The following is a 19,047-nucleotide window of genomic DNA, read 5'->3' as shown; positions in this document are numbered from 1 at the left end:
TAAGAACACCTCATAATGTTGAAAATAGCGTTTGAAACACATAAATATTGACGGCTATTGGCTCGCTGGATGCGATTTCACTACGATTCGCGGCTGATGCGGGCTAGAGTTTAAGTCCAGGTTGATGCGGGATTCTTTTTGTGGACGTCGCGCGACGTCAGCACCCCCAGTTCCCCGAATCCATACAACCTGAAGCCGAGTAAGGTGTGTTTTGAGTGTAGGTTTATTGAGTTCTCAGTTTCATGAATAGACAGATCTTCCCCGAAGTAGCCGAAAGCCAACCTTTGTCTGGGACAGTAGAGGATTTGCCGGTGTCGGGGCATAGCGACGTTGTTCAAAGGTTTCGCCAAATCGCGAATGAACTGAGCAAACGCACTGCCGTGCGGTTTGGCGATGAAGCTATGGATTATGCCACTTTGGATCGCCGTTCTGATGCGCTGGCTCTTTGGCTGATCGATCAAGGGGTGCGGCCCGGTGATCTTGTTGGGATCTCGTCGCAAAGATCTCTGGCATTGCCCCTCGCAATTCTGGCGGTTTTGAAAGCTGGGGCAGGATACGTACCCTTTGACGTGACATTGCCTGCTGAGCGTCTGAAGTTTATGGCCCAGGACACCGGCATCTCGGTCTTGTTGGGTCATTGCGCGACGCTCGACGATCCGGGCCTAACCATACTAGCCGCCGAAGCTTTCCCAGGGGAAACAGACGTAAGACCCGACGCGCAGATCACCGGTGAAAGCATCGCCTATGTGATGTATACCTCAGGCACTACGGGCACGCCAAAAGGTGTAATGGTTCCCCATAGATCTGTCATGCGACTGCTTTGCGATGCCGACTGGCTTGCGCTTGATCGCGATACCGTGACGCTGCATTCATCGGCCTTTGCCTTTGACACCTCGATCATAGATTTCTTTGCACCACTGCTGAACGGCGGCACAGTTGTCATCCCGCAAGACGGGCGGCTTTCGATCTCGGATCTGGTGGACGCGATTCATAGTAACGGCGTCAACACGCTGTGGCTGACATCCGGCTTGTTTCACGCCATTGCTGACCTGCAACCGGAGTGTTTTGAAAAGGTAAAGCAGCTTGTTGTTGGTGGCGACGTGGTGTCGCCCAATCATGTGGCCAAGGTTCAGGCGCTTTGCCCGGATTTGAGGGTCATAAACGGCTATGGGCCAACCGAAAGTAACGTGGTCAGCGCGCATCTGATTACTCCTGATGATCTTGAGACAGGGCAGGCGATCCCGATAGGCAAAGCGGTCAAGGGCACGGACCTGTTCGTTCTGGACAAGGATCTGAACCAGTGCATGTCGGGCCAAAAGGGTGAGCTGTATATCGGCGGCGCCGGGCTTGCCCTGGGCTATTGGAACCGCCCCAATCTGACACAGGAGAAATTCATTCCCGCCCCTTGGGACGCAGATCAGCTTCTTTATCGCTCGGGCGATTTGGTCGAAATGGACGACGCAGGGGTCGTTCGGTTCTTTGGGCGTATCGACACTCAGGTCAAGATCCGGGGTTTCCGGGTGGAACTGGACGAGGTCGAGATTGCGCTTGAGGCGCATCCCTCAATTGCCCGCGCGGCTGTGGTTGCCCGTGCTGGTGCGGATCAAGCTGACAAGTCCTTGATCGGTTTCTGCGTTGTTCAAAAGAATACGGGTTTTGACGCTAAAGCCGTTAAATCCCATCTGCGGGATACGCTGCCTGAATATGCCTGCCCCGCACGGCTTGAGGTCGTTGAAACACTGCCATTGAACCATAACGGCAAGGTGGATCGACGGGCATTGTTGGCCAGCTTGGACAAGCCGAAATCTGCTGCCCCAAGTGCCAAAGCCCCCAATGTAGGGGCTGACATCGCAACGCTCATCTCGGGCTTCCTGAAAGATATCCTTGAGTGTGAAACAGTCGATCCAAATGTGAATTTCTTCGATCTGGGCGCCTCGTCCCTTCAGCTTGCGCGGTTGCATAACCAACTTGAAACTGCACTGAATCGGCGTTTTCCAATCACGCTCTTGTTCGACAAATCCAGCGTGCGGTCTTTGGCAGCAGGGTTAAGTCATCACACGGAAAGCCGCGACAGCGGCGAGACCACCGTAACCAAGCCCGCCGGATCAGGAATGATTGCGATTGTGGGCATGGCCGGGCGGTTCCCCGGTGCCAGGGACATCGACGCGTTCTGGCAAAAACTGCTGGCCGGGGAAGAGCTGATCTCGCACTTCTCAGCTGACGAGCTTGAGGTCGATCCGGCGAACGACGACCCGCAGGGCACCTATGTGGCCGCACGGGGCATTATGGAAGATGCCGATCTGTTTGACGCGCGCCATTTCAACATCCCGCCGCAAGAAGCGAAGGCTCTGGACCCGCAGCACCGGATCATGCTGGAGCTTGCACAGACGGCTTTGGACAATGCGGGCCATGACCCCGAGAGGTTCGCTGGGCGCATCGGGATCTTCGCCGGATCGGCACAGAATTCATACCTGCTGAACAACGTGCTGTCCGCACCTGGTGCTGCGCGCAATTTCGCGGCAAGCTATCCGGTCAAAGATTTCTCGGCCCTGTTTGGAAATGACAAGGATTTTCTGGCCACACGCGTTGCCTATAAGCTGGGTCTGACCGGGCCTGCGGTAAATGTTCAGTCAGCCTGTTCGACATCGCTGCTGGCCGTGGCGCAAGCTTGTGACAGCCTGCGCATGGGGCGTGCTGATATGGTCCTGGCGGGAGGTGTTGCGGTGACATTCCCGACCAAACGGCCCTATGCGTATTTGCCCGATGGCATGGCCTCGGCCGATGGCCATTGCCGCACTTTCGATGCGGACGCGACAGGGACGGTCTTTGGAGATGGCGCCGGGCTGGTTGTACTGCGCCGTCTGGAAGATGCCGAGGCCGATGGCGACAATATCATCGCCGTGATCCGGGGCCATGGGGTCAACAATGACGGGGCGCAAAAGGCAGGCTATGCCGCGCCGTCGATCGCCGCTCAGGCCGAGGCCATTCGCATGGCCCAAGCTGCAGCCGGGGTCGCGCCGAAAGACATCGGGTATGTCGAGGCCCATGGCACCGCCACCCCTCTGGGGGACCCGATCGAATTTACCGCCCTGTGCCAGGCTTTTGGCAACACCGGGCAAACCGGGCGTTGCGCAATCGGCTCGGTCAAAACCAATGTGGGTCATCTGGATGCCGCTGCGGGCGTGACCGGTTTGATCAAAACCGCACTTTGCCTGAAACACGGCAAAATCCCACCGCTGCTGCACTACACAAAACCAAACCCACGTATCGATTTCGAGAACTCCAGCTTCCGGCCCGTGGCCGAACTGACGGAGTGGCCCGCGGGTGAGGAACCGCGCTATGCCGGGGTTTCGTCCTTTGGCGTGGGCGGCACGAATGTGCATGTGGTCCTTGGCGAAGGCACGGCACAAGTGGCCAAGCCGAAACCCAAAACGCGCAAACCCCGTCTGTTCCCTGTTTCAGCCTCAAGCCCCGAAGCGTTGGGTTTGGCGATGCAAGACCTTGGCGCATGGGCTTTGGCCAATCCCGATGCGGACCCTGATGGTGTAGCCACAACATTGCGCGAACACCGCCATGCCTTCCAAACCCGCGCGGTGCTTGCCGCCCTTGATATGGCTGAACTCGCCAAGGCAACCCAAGATCACAAGGGGCAGGGGCAAAAGGCCGGAACACGCGAAAAACTGGTCTTCATGTTTGCCGGGCAGGGGTCTCAGCACGTGGGCATTGCCCGTGACCTTTACGACAACGAACCAGTGTTCCGCGACGCGTTGGATCAATGCCTGGCCCCGCTGGAGCAGGCGATGGGCCTGGATCTGCGGGCTGTGCTTTATGCCGAAGGCGATCAGATTGCAGAGGCGCGCGAAAAGCTGAAAAGCACCGATTTCGCCCAACCAGCCATATTCGCCTGTAGCTATGCTTTGGCCAAGCTGTGGGAAAGCTGGGGTATTCGCCCCGACGTGATGGTCGGGCATTCCATCGGTGAATTTGTGGCCGCTACGCTGGCCGGTGTTTTCTCGCTAAAGGACGCGCTGAACCTGATCGTTCTGCGCGGTCGTTTGATGGCAGATCTTCCGCGCGGCAAGATGCTGTCGGTCCGCGCGTCCGAGGAAGACTTGCAACCGTACCTTGGGGATACGGTCGATCTGGCCGCTGTGAACGGTGCCAAAGCCTGCGTGCTGGCTGGGTCGGATGAAGCCATTGCGGCTTTGATCCCCGTGCTTGAGGAAGCGGGCATCGCCACTTCGGAACTACATACCAGCCACGCGTTCCATTCCAGAATGATGGACCCGGCGCTTGAGCCATTCCGAGCTGAGCTTGCTAAACTGTCTCTGGCGGCGCCAACTCGTCCGATCCTGTCCACCGTCACCGGCGACTGGATGTCCGAGGATGAAGCAACCGATCCCGACTATTGGGCGCAGCATATGCGCCGCCCTGTCCGGTTCTTTGATGCGATGCAGGTGCTGTGGGCAGATGGGGAGTATATCTTCCTGGAATCAGGACCTGGCAGAACATTGTCGGTTCTGGCCGCCCAGAACCCTGATCGCGCAACGGCCTCTCCGGCATTGTCATCCTTACCGCACGCACATGAAGAGCAGGCAAATGCGCAACTGACAATGTACCGCGCCTTTGGTGAGCTGTGGGCCTGTGGCTATCCGTTGGATTGGTCCGGTATCGGCGTCGATACCGAGACACCGCGCCAGCACGGGATGCCCAGCTATCCCTTTGTCAGAAAGCGGTTCTGGATCGAACCTGCTGCCTTTACCTCTGACCCTGAAACAGCCGATGTGCCGGATACGGCTCCCACCGAGGTGATTGCAAAACCCGATGCGCTTAGCGCGGTGCAAGCCTTGCTCTCGGATCTCAGCGGTTTGGACGCTGAAGAGATCATTCCAACCGCAGGCTTTATGGAACTTGGCTTTGACTCTTTGCTGCTGACACAGGCCACACGTGAGTTGAGAGATCAGTTCGGCGTTGCGGTTTCGCTGCGCGAACTGATTGACGGTTTCCCGAATGTTGGCGCTTTGGCTGAACATATCGAAAAACACGGTGAGATCGGTACCGAAGGCCCGTCTGATCAGGAGTTCACCCCAGCCCCTGCCGCGCCCGAGGCTGCCAAAGCGGATCCGCAGATTTCCGCGCCCGTTACCCAAATCTCGACCACGGATGAGGCGCTGACACCGCGCCAACAGGCACATATCGACAAGCTGGTGGCCCGGTTCAACGCGAAGACGCCGCAGTCGAAAGCGCTGACACAAAAGCACCGCCCAAGACATGCCGATCCGCGCACAGCATCGGGCTTTAACCGGCTGTGGAAAGACCTTGTCTATCAGATCGTATCGGTCAAATCCAAAGGCTCGCGCCTTCTGGACGTGGATGGCAACGAATATGTCGACATCCTGAATGGCTTTGGTCCGGGCTTTCTGGGTCATTCCCCGGACAGTGTTGTAAAGGCTCTGCACACACAGCTGGATGACGGATTCGAAGTTGGGCCGCAAAGCCTGTTGGCAATGGAAGCGGCCGAGCTGTTCTGTGACGTCACCGGCAATGACCGGGCCAGCTTTGTCTGCACGGGGTCCGAGGCTGTGTATGCTGCGATGCGTCTTGCACGCACCGTGACCGGGCGCGACACGATTGTTCTGTTTGCGCGGGATTATCACGGCAACTTCGACGAAGTTCTGGTGCGCGGGGTTGAAGGCAAGGACGGGTTGCGCAGCCTGCCTATCGCACCCGGTGTGCCACGTGATGCGGTCAAGAATGTGGTCGTGTTGCCCTATGGCTCGCCGCAGGCTCTGGATTACATCCGTCGCAATGCGGGCAAACTGGCGGCTGTCATGGTCGAGCCGGTGCAAAGCCGTCGGCCCGAATTCCGCCCGCACGAATTCATTCGCGAAGTGCGCCACATAACCCAGAAACACGGTGCGCTATTCATCTTTGATGAGGTCGTCACCGGATTCCGTTTCGGGCCACGCGGCGCGCAGGGTTATTACAACATCGAAGCTGATCTTGTGACCTATGGCAAAATCGCCGGGGGCGGGATGCCGCTTGGTGTTGTTGCCGGTAAAGCCCAATACATGGACACCTTTGATGGGGGTCAGTGGGATTACGGGGATGACAGCTTCCCCGAAGCTCCGGTGACGTTCTTTGCGGGCACCTTCGTGCGCCATCCTCTGGTGATGGCTGCCACCGTCCAGATGATGCGGTTCTTCAAATCACAGCCCGCGTTTTTCTGGAAAACCATCGATGCCAAAGGCGACAAGGTCGCGGGCACGGTCGATCGTTGGTTCAAAGAAAACGACATGCCGTTCGAGATGCCGAACTGCGGTTCGCTGATGTACTTGCGGATCGACAAGAATGCGCGGTTTGGCGGCCTTTTGGGTCCGCATCTGCGCGACCGGGGCGTGTTCCTTCTGGAAGGTTTCCCCTCTTACATGACCGCCGCCCATGATGATGAGGATATCGATCACATCATCAACGCCATCAAGGACAGCGCTGCGGAAATGCGCGCTGATGGGCTGATCGACGGACGGGCCGACAGCCGCGACTATGACCCACAGATAACCGCGGCTCCGCCTCGGCTGAGTTTGCCGGGTGGCGAAGCCCGCATCGCGCAAGATATGGCCGCCCCTCTGGCACCGCTGGCCTGCCCGACTCTGGAAGCGCAGCGCGAGATCTTTGCCGCCCAGGTGGTCACGCCCGAAGTCGCTGCCGCATATAATGAAAGCGTTACGCTGAAAATCCGGGGTGCGGTGAATACCGATGCGCTGCTTGAGGCCATTCAGGCCTGTTACGCGCGTCACGACGCGTTGCGCGCAACCTTCTCCGAGGATGGGCTGACTATGTTCATCCAACCCGAGATGCACCACAAAATCGGGCAGATGGATCTGAGCACACTTGGCCAGCAGGACCGCCGGCAGAAACTGCAAGAGCTGTTGGACAAGCATGTCTCGGAACCCTTCGATATGCAGAACGGCCCGTTCCTGCGCACCGATCTTGTGGATATGGGCGAAGAAGATGGTCAGGCGCTGCATCATCTGGTGGTGACAGCCCATCACATCATCTGTGACGGCTGGTCGATCGATGTGATCATGCGCGACATCGCGCGCCTCTACCGGATGATCATCGACGGCAAGCCGGCAATTCTGGACGCGCCGCACAGCATCATCGACTATGCACGCCACGAGCAGGATTGGGCACAATCCGAGGGTGCGCAGCGCGATAAAGCCTATTGGCTTCAGCGGTTTGAGACGCAAGTTCCCGTGCTGGACTTGCCCTTGGATCACCCCCGGCCTGCCATCCGCAGCGTCCGTGGGGCCCGGCTTGACGCGGCATTGGATGCCGAGCTTGTGGCCGGTTTGCGCAAAACGGCCGAGCGTCAGAACAGCAGTTTCGTAACCCTGCTTTTGGCAGCGTTCAAAACCTATGTCGCGCGGATTTCGGGCAATCAGGATCTGGTTGTTGGCGTGCCCTCAGCAGGGCAGGCGGCCAATGTTATGGAGTCGATGGTGGGTCATTGCGTCAACCTGATGCCGATCCGCACTCAGCCCTCAGGCGACAAATCCTTTGGCGACTATCTCAAAGAGGTCAAAACCGCCCTGCTGGACGGCGCGGATCATCAGAGCTTTACCTATGGGGCCCTCACACGCGCGCTCAAGCAGAAACGCGATCCGTCGCGGCCCGGCTTGATCTCGGTTGTGTTCAATGTGGACAACGGTATCGACCTGTCGGCACTGGCCGTGGGGTCTCCTGCAGATACGTTCACCTCAAACCCGCGCGCGTTTGAGAATTTTGAGCTCTATCTCAATGTCACCGAGATTGACGGCGGCGTCACAACCGAGTGGAGCTATAACCGTGATCTCTTTGATGCCGAGACCATCGCGCGGCACATCACCGGGTTTTCCGAGCTGCTGACCAGCATAGTTGACAGGCCGGACGCCCCACTTGGGCAGCTGATGCAGGTTCAAGGTGACCCAACTGCGCCGCAGCAATCACCGCAAACAAGCCCTGCAGACTATGACGGAGGCATCACGCGTGCCTTCAAAACACCGGCTTCGACGCATCAAAACCGGCAAGCGGTCGGTTGCAATGGGAAGACTTTGACCTATGCCGAACTCGACCGATGGTCGGATCGGATTGCGGCGCATTTGTTGGGCAAAGGAGTAACCAAAGGGGAAAAAATCGGTCTCAGCTATGGGTCTTCGCTGGAACAGATCGCAGCGTTGCTTGGCATTCTGAAGGCCGGTGGCGCCTACGTCCCGCTGGATCTATCGCTGCCGCCAGAACGGATCGAGTTCATCGTCAAAGATACCGGTCTAAGCCTGGTACTTGGACCTGATGCGGGTTTGCCCAGGATCCAGACACTCGATGTCTCGGTTCTACCCGAGGTCGACCCAATGCCAGATTTGCCCGAGCTGGGTGGCGAGGACCTTGCCTATGTGATGTACACGTCCGGCTCGACCGGCAGACCCAAAGGTGTAATGGTTCCGCATCGTGGTGTTTTGCGTCTGGTCAAAGGTCAGGATTTTGCCGATCTCGGGCCCGATCAGCGCATCCTGCAGAACTCGCCCATCGCCTTTGATGCCGCCACCTTCGAGATTTGGGGCGCGTTGTTGAATGGTGGTGCGCTGGTGCTGCGCGATACACAAACGCCCGCGTCGCTGGACGGTTTGGGCGACATCATAGCGCGTGAGAACATTACCACCCTTTGGCTGACCGCTGGATTGTTCCACGCGATGGCGGATGAGACGCCCGTGGCCTTCCGCCCCTTGCAGCAGCTTTTGACAGGCGGGGACGTAGTTTCTCCGGTCAAGGCTGCACAGGTTCTGACGGCTTGCCCGGATTTGACCTTGATCAATGGCTATGGCCCGACCGAAAACACCACGTTCACTTGCTGCCACAGGATCACTTTGACGCAGGCGCAAAGCGGGCAGGCGCTGCCGATTGGTCATGCGATAAACGGCACTCAGATCCATGTGCTGGATGCTGATCTCAACCCATTGCCGGATGGCGAAATGGGTGAGCTTTGTGTATCGGGCGACGGGTTGGCCCTGGGCTATCTGGGCCGCGCGGACCTGACCGCTGACAAGTTCGTGGCCGCGCCCTGGGATGAAAACCTGCGGCTCTATCGCACCGGAGATCTGGTGCGCCGCGCGGCCGATGGTGTGGTGCAGTTTTACGGTCGCGCCGACCTTCAGGTCAAAATCCGCGGTTTCCGTATCGAACTGGGCGAAATAGAAACCGCGCTCGTCAAACACCCTGGAATTCGCCAGGCGGTGGTCGAGGCGCGCATACCTCAGGGTCAAAGCGACAAGGTTCTTGTGGCCTATTATGTACCGCAGGATCAGGCCCTGAGCCGCGCCGAGTTGGACGACCATATGCGCGACACGCTGCCAGCCTATGCGCGACCCACGCTGTTTGTAGCACTGGACAGCCTGCCCCTGAGTCACAATGGTAAGGTTGATCGCAAAAGGCTGCCGGCCCCTGTCAGAGGTGTTCAAACCGAAGACCCGGTTGCCGCTGAATCTCCTGAAGAAACTCGACTGCTGGCAATCTGGGCCGAGGTTCTGGGGACCACCCAACTAAATGTCGATGATGACTTTTTTGAATTGGGCGGACACTCTCTTCTCGCCGTGCGTCTGTTTGCTCGTATCCACGAAGAGTTTGGATCAAAACTGCCCATATCGACATTGTTCCAGCATTCCACGGTGCGTGAACTGGCGCGCCTGTTGCGGGTTCAGGATGCTGATGGCGAATTTGATCCTGATGCCGATTGGGATCCAAGTTCGGTCATTCACCCCGGACCAGAAGATGGGGGTACACCTTTGTTCGTGGTCGGCGGCGCCGGTGGCAACGTCAACAACCTTCTGGATTTTGGCGCGATTATGGGAAGCCATCGCGCGGTCATCGGTCTGCAGACGCGGGGCATTCTGGGCCACAGGATGCACACCACCATCGAGGCGATGGCCAAGGACAACATCCGATACCTGCGCCAACACCAGCCCAAAGGTCCTTATCTACTGGCCGGATACTCCGGCGGAGCGATCACCGCTTTTGAGATGGCCCGCCAACTCGAAGCCGCAGGTGAAAAGGTTCGTCGACTGTTCATTCTGGACACCTATGCGCCGGGGTTTGCGGAAAATTTCCGATCCCCTGTTCATCTTGGGCCGCGTGAATGGGTTCAGAACGAGATCGAGCTGATGCGCGCGCGGGGCCTTAGCTATTTCAAGGAGCGTCTGGATGCGCGTTGGCGCCACGGTCTGGGCAACAAGCTGCTGAAACGGCTACGTCCCGATAGCCCCGAACTGGCGCTGCTTCAGCAAGTAGAACAAGGATGGTTTCAGGCTGCGCAAAGCTATGACGGGGGCATTTTCGGCGGCAAGACCAGCCTGATCTTTGTCGAGCCCGCCTGTCTGAAAGAACGCAAAGCCTTTGACATCGAACCCTCACTAGGATGGAGTCGCTTTCTGCTGGATGGGCAGTATCGTTCGAGCTTCCTCAGCGGGTCTCACCTTGGGATGGTTGTCGGGGATGAGGCGCGCGTCTTGGTCGGCACGATGGAAGCACATCTTCAAAATCCGAACGAGACTTAGCCATGGCGTTAGTGGACCAAATATCCACTACACTGACCGGGTTGGACATTTGGTCCGCCTCATTGGACGATGATGCCACAATAGATTTGGACATTGCGCTGCGGTCGCTCAATCTGGTCGAGCGAAGTCGGGCTGACCGTTTTGTCTATGATCGAGACCGCCATCGCTTTGTGCGGGGCCGGGGGTTTTTGCGGCAGGTATTGGCCGGGTATCTCGACTGTCCCGCAAAGGATGTGGCCTTCACCGAAATCGGTAACGGTAAACCGGCGCTGGCGTCTGGCCCTTATTTCAATCTCAGCCACAGTCGTGACCGCGCGGTTCTGGCTGTTTCGACAGATAGACCGGTGGGCATTGACCTTGAATTCAATGACCGCCGTCTGGCGAGCCAAGGGATTGCGCAAAGTTGCTTTACCGAGTCCGAATGCGCTGTTCTAAACATCGTCTCGGGCGTAGCTTGGAACCAAAGGTTCTTTGCGTTCTGGACCGCCAAAGAGGCGCGCATGAAACTGACCGGTGAAGGCCTGTCACTGGCGCCAAAATCAATTGAACTTGAACTGGAAGACGGTTGGCCCATCGGGATCAAGCACCCAAGCCAGCCCAAATGCGAAGTACGTTTCTTGGACATATCACCTGAGGTCACCTGCTGCATCGTCAGCTAGACCGGAAAGGGTATTCTATGAATAGACTACGAAAGAAGTTGCGCATCGCTCTGGGAACAACACTGGAATACGCCATGCCTTTGAGCGAAGACAGAGGCGGTGCCTTTAGTCGCAAGGCGCGGGAATTGATCACATGGGCTCGGGTCGAGCGGGCGTCGAGACGTGGCAACGAAGAGGAACTGCAAACGGCCTTTGCAAACCTCTGGCAGGATGGCATCAATACGCAATATTATGATCGCTACTCTGACCGCTTTCAGATGTGGTTCCGCAGCACACATAAGGATTTTTTCAAAGACCTGGTGACGTTTTCGCGAGCACGGCAATTCGAGAATATGGTCGAAATCGGCTGCGGTGACGGGCGCGTCCTTGACTATTGTGCCCAGAATATGCCGCAGGGCATGACGTTTACCGGTATCGATATCAACAAATCGATCATCGATCGCAACAAACGCGCCTTTTCAAACAAGCACAGGTTGGAGTTTACCTGTTTCGGTGCTCAGCGATGGCTCAGACAAAACTTAAAGCGCGATCTGCTGGTACTCGCCTATGGCGGTGTTCTGGAATATTTCTCGGAAAAGAAGCTCCGAGATGTCTACGGTCTGCTGGCGTCGAAACCCGGGACCGCCATGGCTTTGGTCGAACCGGTGGCCCAGGCGCATGCTATGGACCGCACAACCGAAAGCTTCAGCCACGGAGAGGAGCATTCCTTTTCGCATAACCATCGCTATTTATTGGAGCAGGCAGGCTTTGACGTGATCTTGAACAGGACATCTGTCAGCGGGCCCATCAACTGGACCGAAATTATTGCCATGAACAGGGCATAGCAGCTTCAGGAAATTTGGTACGATGGACGGCGCGCGTCTTCTTGTTTTCGCCCTTGCGGGGCTTGTGGTACTGGCAATCGCTGTCATGGCAGGGGTGCTGTATTGGTCGAAATACAAGATCTACCGGTTTTCAGCCGAACCTGCCCGTGCCGAAGCGTTTGAAGGCGTCGAACGTGTGGTGTTTCAGGCAAGCGACGGCACCGAGTTGCGGGCCTTTGCGGTGCCCGGCCTGCCGGATGCGCCCGTCCTGATCAGCTTTTATGGCAACTTCACTGGCCTTATGCCCTCGTTCCGTCGCCTTCAGCCGATCATCGATCAGGGCATCGGAGTGGTGATGCTGGAATATCGCGGCTCAGGGGACGCGCCGGGCATTCCGTCCGAGGCAAATTTCACCGCTGATGCAATGGCGCTGTACGACCATCTGGACACTTTGATTGGGCGGTCGACGTCACCCGAACAACGTTTTGTTCACGGATACAGCCTTGGCGTCAGCCCGGCCACAGCCTTAGCGGCACAGCGCCCGGTGGGTGGTTTGATCATCGAAGCAGGCTATGACAGCCTGTGCCGCTTTCAGCAAAAACGGTTGCGCGGTTTTCCCATGTGTCGGCTGATGTGGGCCGAGCGCCATGATGTCATCGCCCATGCCCCAGACCTGAGCGCGCCGATCTTGCTGGCGCATGGGCAAAAAGATCGCGACATTCCGGTGGTTTGGGCAAACCTGCTTTATGACGCGTTGCCCGAACCCAAGCGGCAGATGATCTATCCTGACGGCACCCACACCAACCTGATGACGCAGGGGCTGGCCGAAGATATTGTAACCTTTATCGTCGGTCCCGACACCTAACCGTCAGGCCACGCTGCCCATCTCATCCGCTTCGGGCTCAAGGCCAAGCAACCGCTGGTTCAACTCACGACCGATCAGGGCGATGGCGGGTTCGGCCATCATGGTGAAATGGTCACAGTCGAATTCACGCGTGGTGATCTGCCCCTGGACATATTCGCCCCAACCCAGATCGTCCCCTGCCGCAATGAACAGCGCGCTGGCGCGACGTGCTTTGAACAGGTGGATATCCACGTCCAGTTTGGGTGTGTCGTAAAGGTTTTGCGCCTGCACAAAACAATGGGTCATGCGCGGACCGATCAGCTCATCCGGCAGCGGTTTTCCCGACTCCAGAATGGCTTTGATCTCGGACAGCTTGTCTCGATTCTCCTGGCCCGAACGCCGTCGGTTCATCCAATCCAGCGCATAGGCCAGATCCCATTTTCGCGCCGCCCACAGCTTTTGGCCCAGGCTCAGCGGGCGCTGCGACATATGTGGGGCGATCGTGTCAAAGAAAGTCAGGCTGTCGACGTCTTCACCATCTGCACGCAATTGCCGGACCATCTCAAAGGCCACAACGCCACCGCCCGAATATCCAGCCAGACGGTAAGGGCCTTTGCCATAACGTTCGCGGATCGCTGTGATATAGCGCGCTGCCATCTCCTCGATCGTGGCATCGACTTCGGCACCGCCATCCGAGCCGAGGGCCCGCAGCCCAAAGAACGGGATGGACGGATCAAGGAACCCGGCCAACGGACGGAAGTTCAGGATGTTGCCCCCTGCGCCGTGAATACAGAACAACGGGCGGCTTTTCTCGTCGCCTTTGGTGATTTGAACCAGAGGGCTCCATGAGGTGGCAAGGCTGGGCGTGGGCACATCCTCGTCCTCGCTCAAGCCTGCGGTTTGCAGCACCAAAGCTGTCAGCGCCCCAAGGGTCGGCGTTTCAAAAAGCGTGGCCAGCGGCAGCCCCACGTCAAATTCCTGCCGGATCCGCGTGAAAAGGCGAACCGCGTTCAAGGAATGGCCGCCGAGGTCAAAGAAGTCATCTTCGGGCTGCAAATCGGGCGCACCCAGAATGTCCTCCCAGATCTCGGCCATCTTGGCGCTGTGAGGTCCCAATTTGGATTTTGAAGCGTTGTCTGATTTGGCGCGCGCTTTGGGTTTTGGGCGCGCCTCGACCATCATCAGTTTAACCAGATCCAGCGAGACCGGCGAGATGATCTGATGGCGGCTGGGATGGCTAAAGATCTGTGTGAACAGCGCGTCAGCCTCACTGTCCCGGATACCGGTCGCCAGCAGTTGGTTGCCCAATTGCGCGGGGGCCGGGGCGGTGGACAGCGCCTCTTGCGACAGTGCGCGCAGGGCGAGATGTTCAAAGATCATCAGCACAGCACCCGCGCTGTCGCGGATCACCACGTCAAAGGCTGCGAACTGACCTCTGGTTTCCGCCACTTTCACCGATTGCGCGGTGATCGCTTGGGACAGCGGTGCAAAGACCCGGATGCGGGCCACCGACATCGGAGCGTATAGCGGGGCTGTGGCGTCGCGTTGCAGCCCGTTCAGACCAACGGTGGCGGCCATATCCAGAAGGCCGGGATGCAGCGGATGGGTGCTCAGATCGGCCAGATAGGCCTCGGGCAGGGTGAACTGACCCTCACACCAATTGCCCGCACGCCGGGCCGGGCCAACCGTGTCCCAACGTGGACCAAACCCGATCACGTCATCTTGTTTGACCAGATCCGCATCCGCGATAGGCGACATCGCCGGGATGGCATCAAACCCGTGTGGCAAGGCTTTGTCTGCCTTGCGCTTTGTCAGGATTTGCATCTGCACATGGTCCTCGGCAGGATCAGAGGTGCTGAGCATACTGCTGATTTTCAGCTCGAACCCGTCTTGGATCGGCGTCAGTGTAACCCGCATCAGGCGCGGCAGGTTCTCTGCAAATACCATCGGCTGGTTGAAAGACAGGGCGGAGATTTCAAATGGTGACGATTGCAGAACCTCTTTGGCGGCACTTTGCCCTAGCTCGATAAAGGCCGTACCGGGCAGGACGGGCAGGCCCGCTACCACATGATCTGCGATCTCCCAATCCTCTTCGGGATGCATCAGCCGTTCAAAGATGACCTCACCGCTGTCTTCGCTGCGGCGATGACGCAATAGCGGATGTCTATCCGTTTCCGCTTCAAAACCAGCATGGCCAAAGACCCGCGCGGCCATGCCGCTGTCGCGCCAGGCACCCCAGGCCAAAGACAGCCCATCACTGCGCCGCGCCGCCAGTGCCTCAAGCGCTGCATTGGCACCGACATAGCCCACCTGTCCGGCGGGTCCGGTCTCGACCGAGGTCGAAGAGACAACGGCAAACGCGTCAAGGCTGCCATCGGGCAGCAATTCGTCCAGGATCTGCGCGCCTTTGACTTTCGGCGCAATGACTGCGTGCAACTCGTCCAGAGATTTGACGGACAAGGGGCCGTCATCCAGGACGCCCGCTGCATGCAAGACGCCACGCACCGGCCCAAAGCTGCTTTGCAGATAGGCGATTGCGGCAGCCATGGCGTCTTTGTCCGTCACATCCGTTTTCAGGAACATGACATCACCGCCCGCCGCGCGGATCTGGCGGGCCAGCGCCTCATCCTCATGGGCAGAGCGGGACAGTAGCCCGATCTTAGCCTGATAGGTTTCACCCAGCCAACGGCCAAACTGACGCCCGATGCCACCGGTGCCGCCGGTGATCAACCAGGTGCCACCGGGTTGGATGCGGGACTCCACCGTCTGAGTGGGCATGGGGCTGGAAACGCGTTTGCGCGTCAGCCTGACGTCGCCGCGCCAAGCGACCTGATCTTCCGGACTTGTGGACAGCGCCTCGTCCAATATCCGGCGCGCATCCGTAGCGATTGCAGCAGGTTCCGAGGCCTGCGCGTCCAGATCAACCAGCACGGCTTCCAACTCGGGCACTTCGCGCGGGGCAGATCGGATGACGCCCGCCAAAAGCGCCAGTTCGGGATCGCGCGTATCCGGGCCAGTGGCCCCCCGTGCGGCAACAACCAATCGGGTTGCGCCCGTATCAGCCTGTTGCAACAGGCGCGCCAGCAGAACGGTGCTGTCAAACGCTGTTGTGCTTGTGTCGGCCAAAGGCCACAACATCAAGATCCGCGCTGGCAAAGCCTGACCGATTTCAGCCAGCAATGCATCAAATTCTTCAACCGCGTTCGGGCGCAGCTGATAGCCGTCCTCGGTTTTGGCAAATGCAGACCCGACAGTGATTACGGTGGTTTCTGCACCGGCGCGCGACAGGTCTTTGACCACCGCACGCGACAGGGTGTCAGACCCGGCAAAAACCAACCATGGTGATCCGTCAATTGTGGTCGCACCCAACGAGGCCACAGGCGTGGGTGCCCATTCGATGGTTTCGAACCAGTCATCCATCTGCGCGATGCGAGGCAGGGTCAACGGGCCCTGATCATCAGCATCAGCTTTGCCACGGCCCGGTTCGATCCAGTGTCGTGTCTTGTCAAACGCATAGGTTGGCAACGAGATCCGGCGACCGCCCTTGGGCACCGCCTTGTCCCATTCAACGTCGCAGCCATTGGCCCAGAGCGCGCCAAATGCTGTCAGCATTACCCCAAACTCGTCGCGTGGCTCGCGCACGGAGGGTGCGGAATAGACCATTGCGCGTGGTTTGTGAGGCAGCTCCATCGCCTCGACCAACGGACCTAAGGTCTGGCCAGGGCCCACTTCGATCACGATCCGACCCGGCGCGGAAAGCGCCTCTTTCGTGGCATCGGTAAAGCGGACCGTGTGCCGCAAATGCTGCACCCAATAGTCAGCCGAGGCCAGATCACTGGATTGCGCGGGGGCACCGCGCAACGACGACATCACCGGGATCTTAGGCTCAGCAAAGGTCACGCCCTCAAATCCGGCACGGAAGCGATCCAGCTGACCGTCCAATTGGCGCGAATGTGCGGCCACGGCGATGTGGATCCGTCGCACCTCGTGATCTTGTTTAGCAAGCTCGTCCTCAAGCCGTTCGATGGCTTGCAACGGGCCGGATACCACTGTGCGGTCCGGCAGGTTGAGCGCGGCGATATCCAACTCGGCCCCGGTCCTCTGTATAAATTCGGCAGTGTCGGCTTCGTTGAAGGGCACGGTGGTCATCGCACCTTCGGGTGCAGCTTCCATCACCTGACCGCGCAGGGTGACAATTTTCAGCGCATCCCCCAACTGCATCGTGCCAGCGATGACGGCAGCCGCGTATTCGCCCACGCTGTGGGCAAAGATCACGTCGGGCTTGACGCCCCAACTGTCCCACAGCCGCGCATAGGCATATTCAAGAATGAACAAAGCCGGTATCGCATAATCCGAGCGCGACAGCTTGGCCGAAGCTTCAGCATCCGAGCGATCCCGCGCGAACATCATTTCTTCGAGGTCTGCAGGCGCGTCTGCGGGCAACGCGTTCAGGCATTCATGCACGGCGGCGTCAAACACAACCGATGATGTGCGCATCTCGGCGCCTGCACCGGGATATTGCGCGCCTCCACCGGGGAAGAGGAACACGATCTCGGGCGTCGTATCGCCCTCGGTGCTTTTGCCCGTTGCACCAAGCGGATGCGCCTTGGCTTGCAAGACCGACCGCAGCTCTGACGGATTGCGCGCGGCGACCACAAACCGTTCGGCAAAGGCGCGGCGGCCATCGCGCAGCGTGGTTGCGATGTCGGGGCTGGCCGGAGAATGGTCGGACAGGTAATCAACCCATTTCTCGCGCAGCGCGGACAATGCGCCATCTTTGCGGGCTGAGAACGGGAACAACCGCCACTGGTTGTCTTCCTGTGTCTGTTGTTGGGCGGGGGCCTCTTCAACAACCACATGCGCGTTGGTACCGCCCACTCCCAACGAGTTCACAGCGGCGCGGCGGACCCGTTGTCCACGCGGCCAATCGCGCCCGCGCGCCTCAACCTGGAACGGGCTGCGGACGAAATCGAACCGGCTGTTGGGTGTGTTGAAATTCAGGCTCGCAGGCAAGCGTTCATGGGTCAGGCTTTCGACCACCTTGATCAAACTGGCCGCCCCTGCGGCGGTATCTGTGTGCCCGATATTGGTTTTCACCGACCCGATACCAATCGACCCAGCCTGCACACCGCTATAGACATCTTGCAATGCGGTCAGCTCAATCGGGTCGCCGATTGGCGTACCCGTACCGTGGGCTTCAATATAATCGACATCGCCCGGCTCAAGCCCGGCCAGGGCCAGGGCTTCGGCGGCAGCTTCGGCTTGTCCGTCAACCGAGGGTGCAAGATAGCTGGCCTTGCCGACCCCATCATTGTTGATCGCTGTGCCCAGAATGACGGCTTTGATGTCGTCACCATCCCTAACCGCATCCTCATAGCGGCGTAGGGCCAGAACAGCAGCGCCCGACCCGAAGACAGTGCCCTGACTGTCATCGTCAAAGGCGCGACAGACGCCATCAGGCGACAGGATCTCACCCGGGGAAAAGCCATATCCGACGCGGTGCGGAAGCTCGATCGTGACACCCCCAGCCAGAGCCATGTCACATTCGATGTTCATCAGTGCCCCGCAAGCCAGATGGACGGCCACAAGCGAGGTGGAACAGGCGGTTTGCACCGCAACAGAAGGTCCGGTGAGGTTCAACAGATAAGACAGCCGAGTGGTCAGGAAATCCTTATCATTGCCCGTATGGCGCAGCAGGAACATCCCGATCTCTTCGACCAGATCAGGGTTACTGAGAAGATTGAAGGGCAGATAGCTTTGCATGCCAGAACCGGCATACACACCGATACGCCCGTCAAAGCTTTCAGGCATCCAGCCCGCGTCTTCCAGCACTTCCCAGCCGCATTGCAGGAAATGGCGGTGCTGCGGGTCAAGAATGGAGGCCTCACGCGGGGAAAATCCGAAAAAGCCCGCGTCAAAGTTTTCCATATCCGGCAGGATATGCGCGACTTTGACATAGTTCGGGTCGGCCAATTCTTTGCGTGTTACACCGCGCGCCAAAAGATCTGCGTCAGACAAACGCGCCGCACCTGTACGACCCTCGGACAGCAGTTTCCAAAAGGCATCAATGTCAGGCGCACCCGAAAACCGGCCTGCGCGGCCGATGATGGCGATGCGGTTGTCAAAACTGCCTGTTGCGTCGTTACTCAATTGCT

5 protein-coding genes are annotated in these 19,047 nt (G+C 58.6%); 4 read left to right on the top strand and 1 reads right to left on the bottom strand.

The window, feature by feature from the left end; translation table 11 throughout:
• Positions 1–242: 242 nt before the first annotated feature.
• The 4 genes from GOW40_RS17645 to GOW40_RS17630 are packed head-to-tail and all read left to right on the top strand — an operon-like array spanning position 243 to position 12,913.
• Positions 243–10,586 carry a non-ribosomal peptide synthetase/type I polyketide synthase gene (locus GOW40_RS17645; RefSeq protein ID WP_171133152.1) on the top strand — a complete coding sequence of 3,448 codons (10,344 nt, stop codon included), beginning with the start codon at positions 243–245 and terminating at the stop codon, positions 10,584–10,586.
• Between the two features lie 2 nt (positions 10,587–10,588).
• A complete protein-coding gene (locus tag GOW40_RS17640; RefSeq protein WP_171133153.1) occupies positions 10,589–11,245 on the top strand; it encodes a 4'-phosphopantetheinyl transferase superfamily protein in 657 nt (218 codons plus the stop codon).
• Between the two features lie 17 nt (positions 11,246–11,262).
• Positions 11,263–12,069: a class I SAM-dependent methyltransferase gene (locus GOW40_RS17635; RefSeq protein WP_171133154.1), complete on the top strand. Its 807-nt coding sequence runs from the start codon at positions 11,263–11,265 to the stop codon at positions 12,067–12,069.
• A 22-nt stretch (positions 12,070–12,091) separates the two neighbouring features.
• Positions 12,092–12,913: an alpha/beta hydrolase gene (locus tag GOW40_RS17630; RefSeq protein WP_171133155.1), complete on the top strand. Its 822-nt coding sequence runs from the start codon at positions 12,092–12,094 to the stop codon at positions 12,911–12,913.
• Positions 12,914–12,916: 3 nt separating this feature from the next.
• Here GOW40_RS17630 and GOW40_RS17625 read toward each other — a convergent pair whose 3' ends face one another.
• Positions 12,917–19,042 carry a type I polyketide synthase gene (locus GOW40_RS17625; RefSeq protein WP_171133156.1) on the bottom strand — a complete coding sequence of 2,042 codons (6,126 nt, stop codon included), beginning with the start codon at positions 19,040–19,042 and terminating at the stop codon, positions 12,917–12,919.
• Positions 19,043–19,047 lie beyond the last annotated feature (5 nt).

The sequence above is a fragment of the Ruegeria sp. HKCCA6707 genome, assembly GCF_013033515.1.
In the GTDB taxonomy this organism is placed as follows: domain Bacteria; phylum Pseudomonadota; class Alphaproteobacteria; order Rhodobacterales; family Rhodobacteraceae; genus Ruegeria.
The sequence above is the reverse complement of the archived record's forward strand: the minus strand, read 5'-3'. Positions and strand labels throughout refer to the sequence as shown.